7 protein-coding genes, 2 tRNA genes and 1 pseudogene are annotated in these 6,950 nt (G+C 45.4%); 8 read left to right on the forward strand and 2 right to left on the reverse strand.

The window, feature by feature from the left end; genetic code table 11:
* Positions 1-54: 54 nt before the first annotated feature.
* From FYJ57_RS14425 to FYJ57_RS14435, 3 genes are all read left to right on the forward strand, one after another.
* Positions 55-127: transfer RNA gene (locus tag FYJ57_RS14425), tRNA-Asn, on the forward strand.
* Between the two features lie 119 nt (positions 128-246).
* Positions 247-320 (forward strand) — tRNA-Pro (locus tag FYJ57_RS14430).
* Positions 321-624: 304 nt separating this feature from the next.
* On the forward strand, positions 625-1,860 hold the full coding sequence (locus FYJ57_RS14435) for an MFS transporter (RefSeq protein WP_235904603.1): 1,236 nt from the start codon (positions 625-627) through the stop codon (positions 1,858-1,860).
* A gap of 64 nt (positions 1,861-1,924) precedes the next feature.
* On the opposite strand, the gene FYJ57_RS14440 is transcribed toward FYJ57_RS14435, so the two are convergent.
* Both FYJ57_RS14440 and FYJ57_RS14445 read right to left on the reverse strand, forming a co-directional pair.
* Positions 1,925-2,833, reverse strand: coding sequence for a CehA/McbA family metallohydrolase (locus FYJ57_RS14440; RefSeq protein ID WP_154433196.1), 909 nt, complete (start codon positions 2,831-2,833; stop codon positions 1,925-1,927).
* A 14-nt stretch (positions 2,834-2,847) separates the two neighbouring features.
* Positions 2,848-3,318, reverse strand: coding sequence for a DUF6669 family protein (locus tag FYJ57_RS14445; RefSeq protein ID WP_154433197.1), 471 nt, complete (start codon positions 3,316-3,318; stop codon positions 2,848-2,850).
* Between the two features lie 263 nt (positions 3,319-3,581).
* On the opposite strand from FYJ57_RS14445, the gene FYJ57_RS14450 reads away from it, so the two are divergent.
* The 5 genes and pseudogenes from FYJ57_RS14450 to FYJ57_RS15570 all read left to right on the forward strand — a co-directional run.
* On the forward strand, positions 3,582-4,499 hold the full coding sequence (locus tag FYJ57_RS14450) for a PHP domain-containing protein (RefSeq protein ID WP_154433198.1): 918 nt from the start codon (positions 3,582-3,584) through the stop codon (positions 4,497-4,499).
* 80 nt (positions 4,500-4,579) lie between these two features.
* Entirely contained in the window at positions 4,580-5,365 is a 786-nt protein-coding gene (locus FYJ57_RS14455; protein WP_154433199.1) for an endonuclease/exonuclease/phosphatase family protein, read from the forward strand.
* A 119-nt stretch (positions 5,366-5,484) separates the two neighbouring features.
* Positions 5,485-6,171: a hypothetical protein gene (locus FYJ57_RS15185; protein ID WP_205840006.1), complete on the forward strand. Its 687-nt coding sequence runs from the start codon at positions 5,485-5,487 to the stop codon at positions 6,169-6,171.
* Entirely contained in the window at positions 6,155-6,487 is a 333-nt protein-coding gene (locus tag FYJ57_RS15190) for an ABC transporter permease family protein (RefSeq protein WP_235904604.1), read from the forward strand. The genes FYJ57_RS15185 and FYJ57_RS15190 overlap by 17 nt, the downstream gene beginning before the upstream one ends.
* A gap of 368 nt (positions 6,488-6,855) precedes the next feature.
* Positions 6,856-6,950: pseudogene (locus FYJ57_RS15570) on the forward strand (IS200/IS605 family transposase); the annotation flags it as partial.

Consider the following 6,950-nt stretch of genomic DNA (forward strand, 5'->3'; position numbering starts at 1 on the left):
TTACGTGTGTGCAGTTTTGAAGGTACATGGAGAGAAAAGAGAGAAAGAGAATGATCCTCCATAGCTCAGTCGGTAGAGCATGCGGCTGTTAACCGCAGTGTCGTTGGTTCGAGTCCAACTGGGGGAGCTTTTTTATGCCGCAAGGCAGAAAAGCTCGGAGGTATAAATATAAAAATGAAAAATTTTATTGACAAATAAAATTTTATCATATATAATAGTTATTGCTGATGAGCAATAATTAAATATCGAAGCGTGGCTCAGTTTGGTAGAGCGCTGCGTTCGGGACGCAGAGGTCGTGGGTTCGAATCCCGTCGCTTCGACTCCTTGGCAGGGGCACCGGAACACTTGAGAGATCAGGGTTCCGGTGTTTTTCGTTATGCTATTATGCTATATTCTAATTATAAGGTTTGTAAGAATTTGATTGCAACAATTGAATCGTAGAAAAATCCACTGTGGGTGATAGTTTTTTCTATTGCAACAGTGGATTTTTCTACGTTAAGATGTATATGAAAAATCAGAATAAAAAACAGGAGCACAGGATGAGAGGAAAAGGCATACATTCAAAATCGATCTTTGTACAGCTAATAGTAAATTGAAAATCCAAGGGATGCGCAGCTGTTGTTTTTGCTGTGCTGGTTTGTTTATTTTACCTCCTATATCGGGCGGTTGAATTATTCGTCAGCGATGACGGCGATGATTCAGGAGGCAGTTCTGACGAAAAGCCAGGCAGGATTTATCAGTATGGTATATTTCTTCGCTTACGGGATCGGACAGTTCTGTAACGGGATGCTGGGTGACCGGTTTCACCCGGGAAAGATGATTTTTGTCGGCCTTGCGATCGCGGCAGGGGCGAATCTGTGCATGGGATTTGTCGGCGGATTCGGAGCGATGGCAGTGGTCTGGGGGATCAACGGGTATGCACAGGCAATGATCTGGCCACCGGTGATTCGGATCTTCGCGGAGATGGTGAGCCGGGAACAGAAGATGAAGTTCTGCGTCAATATCGTATCCTCACAGGTGGTAGGAACGCTGGCTTCGTATCTGCTGGCGGCAGTTGTGATGTGGCTGATCGGATGGAGAGCCGTGTTCGGCGCGGCAGCGATCTGTCTGTGTGTGATGTCAGTTATCTGGATCATTGGGTTTGAAAAGATTGAAAAATGTGGAAAAAACCCGGAGGAAGAAACGGCAGATGTGGATAACGCTGAATCTACAGCTGCGAAAACGGCAAATACAGGAAAACAGGCATGGCTTGGTTTCGGCATCCTGATGGTATTATTCCCGGTGATCATCCACGGCATGTTAAAGGACGGAGTGACGACATGGGTTCCGACGTATATTACGGAGACTTTCCTCACATCTCCGGCATTTTCCATTCTGGTGACAACCGTGCTTCCGATCGTCAATTTGACAGGGGCTTATCTGGCACAGTACCTGTATCAGAAATGCAAAAAACAAGAAGCAGCTGCAGCTGTATGGCTGTTTCTGATCGCAGTGCTGGCTCTGACGGGCATTTGGATCGGAAAAGATACTTCGATGATCCTGACCATTGTACTGTTTGCGATGACAACGGCATCTATGATGGGTGTTAACACGATATTTGTCAATTTCTTCCCGCTTCGCTATGAGGCGATCGGAAAGGTATCAACGGTGTCCGGTTTTATGAACGGTATGGCATATGTGGGAACGGCGGTATCCACGTTTACGATCGGTGTTCTGGTAGAACAGAAAGGCTGGAACGTGACGATAGGAAGCTGGATAGTGATGACATTCCTGGCGCTGGTGGTGTGCATGCTTGGGAAGAAAGAAATTCTTGCAACAGACGGAATATCCCAGAAAAAAATGAAAAATAAGACAGCATAATAAAAAAGCTCCCTGACAGGTTCATGTCAAAAACTGACAGGGAGCTTTTTTTTATTAGGGTGTCTTACAGATGCATCACGGGGCTTGTACATACGAGGTTTTCGATAATGGTTTCTTTCTCGAAAAGCATCGGGATAATAATAGCATGCTCTGCAAAAGAAGCCAGCGGGATCCGGTCGGAGACGTTGCAGGTGATGACCCGATCTTTGGTGCGGAGGGTGATCTTGTAATCATCCCCGGTGAGCGGTTCGTATCCCGGTTTTCCGGTCTGGTGGATGGTGAAGGTGAGTGCTTCTCCATCGTTATGTACTTCCAGCAGAGGTCCCTTGCATACCCAGGTACACTGGTTATGGATCGCATCGGAGAGTTCCTGGCAGACATCGCCGTGCGGTTCGCCCTGGATGTAGGTGGAGTAATGTCCGTGCAGGGTGCTGTCGCCATGAAGGTCCATGCCACAGGTAGCAGCCAGTTTTTCACCGGAAAGCACCAGATTTTCCCATAGTTTTACTCCTTTTTCATTGACTTCGTGAAGCGGTTCCGGGTTGTTGAAGATCTCGATGAAGTCACAGCAGGAATAATCCGTGATCGTCATCTCGAAACGGCAGCCCTGTGCGAACGGCCATCCGAAGGAATATGGATGTGCCACGCCGACCAGAGCTCCTTTTTTACGGGCAGCCCGGAAGAGAAGTTCCGGCTTGTGTCTGTTGATATTTTCCCACGGCACATACTCGGTCAGGTTCAGACAGAGAATGTGTCCGTAATAAGTGGTATATTCCATGCCGGGGATAAAGTCGATTGGCTGTGGATGCTCTTTCAGATAATTTTTAATTTTGCAATGTCCGGATATGGTGTTGTGATCAGTCAGGGCGAAGGCATCCACCTGGTCTGCCACCATAAAGTCCGTCAGTTCTTTGCAGGTAAATACTGCGTCGGATTCATTGGTATGATTGTGTAATTCCAGTCTTTTATACATAAAAAGTTCCTCCCTTAACGTGCGCGTACCGTCAGTAGGTAGTTGGTGTTATCCAGCAGCACGGAAAATACCAGGATGGTTACTTTTAATACACCCTCGATGGTTGACTGTGGAATACATCCTTCGGTAGCTTCTGTTGCGGTAAAATGCATGTGTCGGGTTGTCAGCTGTCTGTGAATGTTGCCGATGAAGGTATCATTCAGGGTTGCCATGGTATGAATCTCGGTTTTCATACCGTGATACACGGCATCTTCCCATTCCTCTGGTGTGCCTTCTTCCATACCATATTCTTTTTTACAGTAGTCAAGCAGGCGCTGTTTCAGTTCCGGAGTCACATCTTCCGGGCGGAAGTGCTGCGGTCCAAAAGAAAATTCAATATCCAGTTCTCCGTAAGTCTGATCCAGGCAGACGGTGTAGGAAATCTGACCGATAAAGTCTTTGCATAATTTTCCTTCTACCTGGTAAATGGTTTTCATCTCTTCCATAGTAGTCTCCATTTTCATTTGTAGGTTTTCTGTCCTTGCAGCCGTTACGATACCGACTGTATATTCTCAGAATACGCAGACCGGTTGCCGATGTCAATAGTCTGAAAAAATTCGTAGAAAAGTCCAGTTATTTTAAAAGTTCTGTACATTATAGGAAAAAAACAGATTTGCTATAATGGTCGCAAATACGGAAGAAAGTAGATGCAACTGACGCCGGACAGATTGACGAAACTGGAAAATATGCGAAAATAAAGGAGAGTCACATGGAAAAGAGAACACTTTATAAAGAAGGAACTTACAAAAAAGGAAATCTTCACACTCACACGACCTGGTCGGACGGTATGCATACGCCGGCAGAGACTGCAAAACATTATCGCAGCAAAGGATATGATTTTCTGGCACTGACAGATCACTGGGTTTACGGGATTCATCCGGAACTGAACCGGGATGATTTTCTGGTATTTCCGGGAACGGAGCTGGATATTGAACTGCCGGGAAGAAAGGATCATCATCTGGTAGGTTTCGGTCTGCCGGAGACAAACCGGATACCGGAACATTATACTTTTGAAGAAGAACGTAGAAACGGTGTGCTGACAACAGCGGAGCGTATCATCGAATATTTCGGACAGAGAGGAAATGTAACACTGTATGGTCATCCGTACTGGTCGAAAATCGATTCTACCGATATCAAATATCTGCAGGGTATGATCGGTATGGAAATCTACAACCACGGTTCCGAATTTTTCGGAAACAACGGTAATTCGGAGACGTGTTTTGATCATTTTCTGTTTGTAAGAAATAAAATTTTCTGTTTTGCTACGGATGATGCTCATAATATCGGGGAACACGATCTGGGTGGATTTATCATGGTAAAGACGAAAGAATTTACCCACAGGGGAATCCTCGAGGCGATCAAAGACGGAAGTTTTTATGCATCTTCCGGACCTTTGCTCCATGATTTTTATGTGGAAGACGGAGTTGCACATGTGACCTGTGAGCCGTGTCAGCATATTTATTTTCAGACACCGCATCGGGGAGACTGTCTGTTCAGCGAGGAAGGGGATTGTCTGACCGAAGGGAGCTTTACGTTAAACGGAGATGAGGAGTATGTGAGAGTGACGATCAAGAACAGCAGAGGACAGAAAGCATGGACACAGCCGATCTGGTTGTGGCTGTTCTGATAGTTTTGATGATAGAAAGTAACTAATTGTGAAGGTGCTGAACAGTTACGACAGAAAAAAGGACATACAGGAGGAAGAATATGTTAAAATTAGTGACTTTTAATATACGATGTGATTATGACCAGGATGGAGCCAACAGTTTTCGGTTCCGCAAACCTGTGATCTTAAAGAAACTTGCCGAAGAGAAACCGGATGTGATCTGCTTTCAGGAAGTCCTGCCCCATGTGGCAGCATGGCTGAAAGAGAACCTGACGGAATATACCGTGATCGGCTGTGGAAGAAGCGAAACACTCGAAGATGAACAGATGACTGTAGCTTTCCGTACGAAACGTCTGAACCTGATCAATATGGAAACGTTCTGGTTGTCTCCGACACCGTATGTGCCGGCAAGCAGATACGAGGAACAGTCCATCTGTCCGCGTGTGTGCACGGAAGTGGTACTGGAAGATCTTCAGGAGAAGAAAGTCTTCCGTCTGTGTGATGTCCACCTGGATCATCTCGGCGTGCAGGCAAGAACCCTGGGACTGTCTCAGATCCTAAAGAAGATGGATGATGCCGTTTTATTCGCCAACGCACCGGTGATCCTTGCGGGTGACTTTAACGCAGAGCCGGACGGAGAAGAATTTGCCGTGATGAGAGAACGGACAGATTATGTCAACTATACAGAGGGCATTGGCATTACCTATCACGGATTTGAACCGGAAGATGAACCGGAACGGATCGATTATATTTATATCAAAAAAGCAAAAGAAGGCTATGCAGGACTTACCTGCCGCAGTGTAAAAAAATGGGAAGACCGCGACAAAGAAGTATGGCTTTCCGACCATTATCCGATTTGTGCGGAACTTGAGTGGATAAATCTATAAAAAATACTGGACATTTTTCAGAGTGTAGATTTTTCCACTGGTGCCGGAAGAAATGTCCATTGTGAGAAAAACAGCTGCTTCGTATAATAGCCTCATCAAATAAATGAAGGAGGAAATCTATGAAAGCAGCAAGTGTTGAAAAGGCTAAAAAATATAAGCCGAAAAAACAGCTGCTGAAGAAACGACTGGTACGTTACTGGCCGTTGTATGTGATGCTGATTCCATGTATCATCTACTATGCACTGATCTGCTATGTGCCGATGGCGGGTTCTGTTCTTGCATTTAAGGATTATTCCTTTAAGAAAGGAATCTGGGGAAGCCCATGGATCGGTCTGAAATATTTCAAGACCTTCTTTTCCAGTTATGATGCACCGCGACTGATTAAGAATACACTGACAGTCGGTGTGATCAAATGTATCCTGGAAAAAGTTAATCAGATGGATCAGGCACTTCAGATTCTGATCTATCGGATCATTATTGCACTCTGTCTGATCATTCTGCTCCCCTGCCTGAACGTAGTGGCGCTGGCATTCAACGACGGAGCTGATGCAGCGAGGGGTGGCGTATGGTTCTGGCCGAGACAGTTCACCATGGATAACTTCAAAGAAGTATTCAAAGACGGAAGTATTACCACAGCTTATGTGATCACGATCGCAAGAACTGTAATCGGAACGTTTTTAAGCTTAATGGTAACTACTCTGGCAGGTTATGCACTGAAACAGGAAGATCTGCCGGGAAGAGTCAGCCAAACTGGACGGCTGCGGATTCTTTCAGACTTACCTGAAAATCATGCTTCCGTTAAGTAAAACGGTAATCGCCGTAGTTGGACTGTATACCGCAGTAAATCACTGGAACGACTGGTTTGCAGGAGCATTCTATGTCAACGACACCAAACTGTGGCCGGTACAGACCGTTCTGCAGCAGATGTTGACAAAAGCAATGAATTCACAGCAGGAAGTAACTTCTGTTGCACAGGCACTGGCGCATAATACCGTGTCTGTAACATCCGATTCTCTGAAGATGGCAGCAGTTGTTGTTACAACCGTTCCGATTCTCTGTGTATACCCGTTCGTGCAGAAATACTTTGCACAGGGCGCGATGATCGGTGCAGTGAAAGGTTAAGTTAAAGTAACTGTTCAGTACCTTCACAGTTACGAGCCAAAATGCATTTAAACGATAAAAACACGCTTTGTGATTTTTTATCGTTATCGCGGCACTCCTCAAGGTTCCGTGCAAGCACGGACTTTGACTCGTTGCTCGCGTAAATCACCTTCGGTGATGGTATTTTGGTTTGTATGTCTCGGGATTTTGACATATTCATGTCAAAACACCTCGCGGGACAGTGGCTACTGAATGAAAATGCTAATCCCCCAGCTATGCTGGGGCGAATCGTGTAGTAGTGACGTTGTATGGTGAAAAGTAAAGCCTCCTATGATACGATAGTAAAGGTGTCTCAAGCCAATACTAAAGAGAATAGGAGGCGGTCCAAAGTGGACAGTTACAGCTTATCACATTCAAGGTACAAATGCCAGTACCATGTTGTGTTTATACCAAAGTACAGAAAAAGAATTATGTATGGAAAATT

This window comes from Oliverpabstia intestinalis, assembly GCF_009696065.1.
GTDB lineage: Bacteria > Bacillota > Clostridia > Lachnospirales > Lachnospiraceae > Oliverpabstia > Oliverpabstia intestinalis.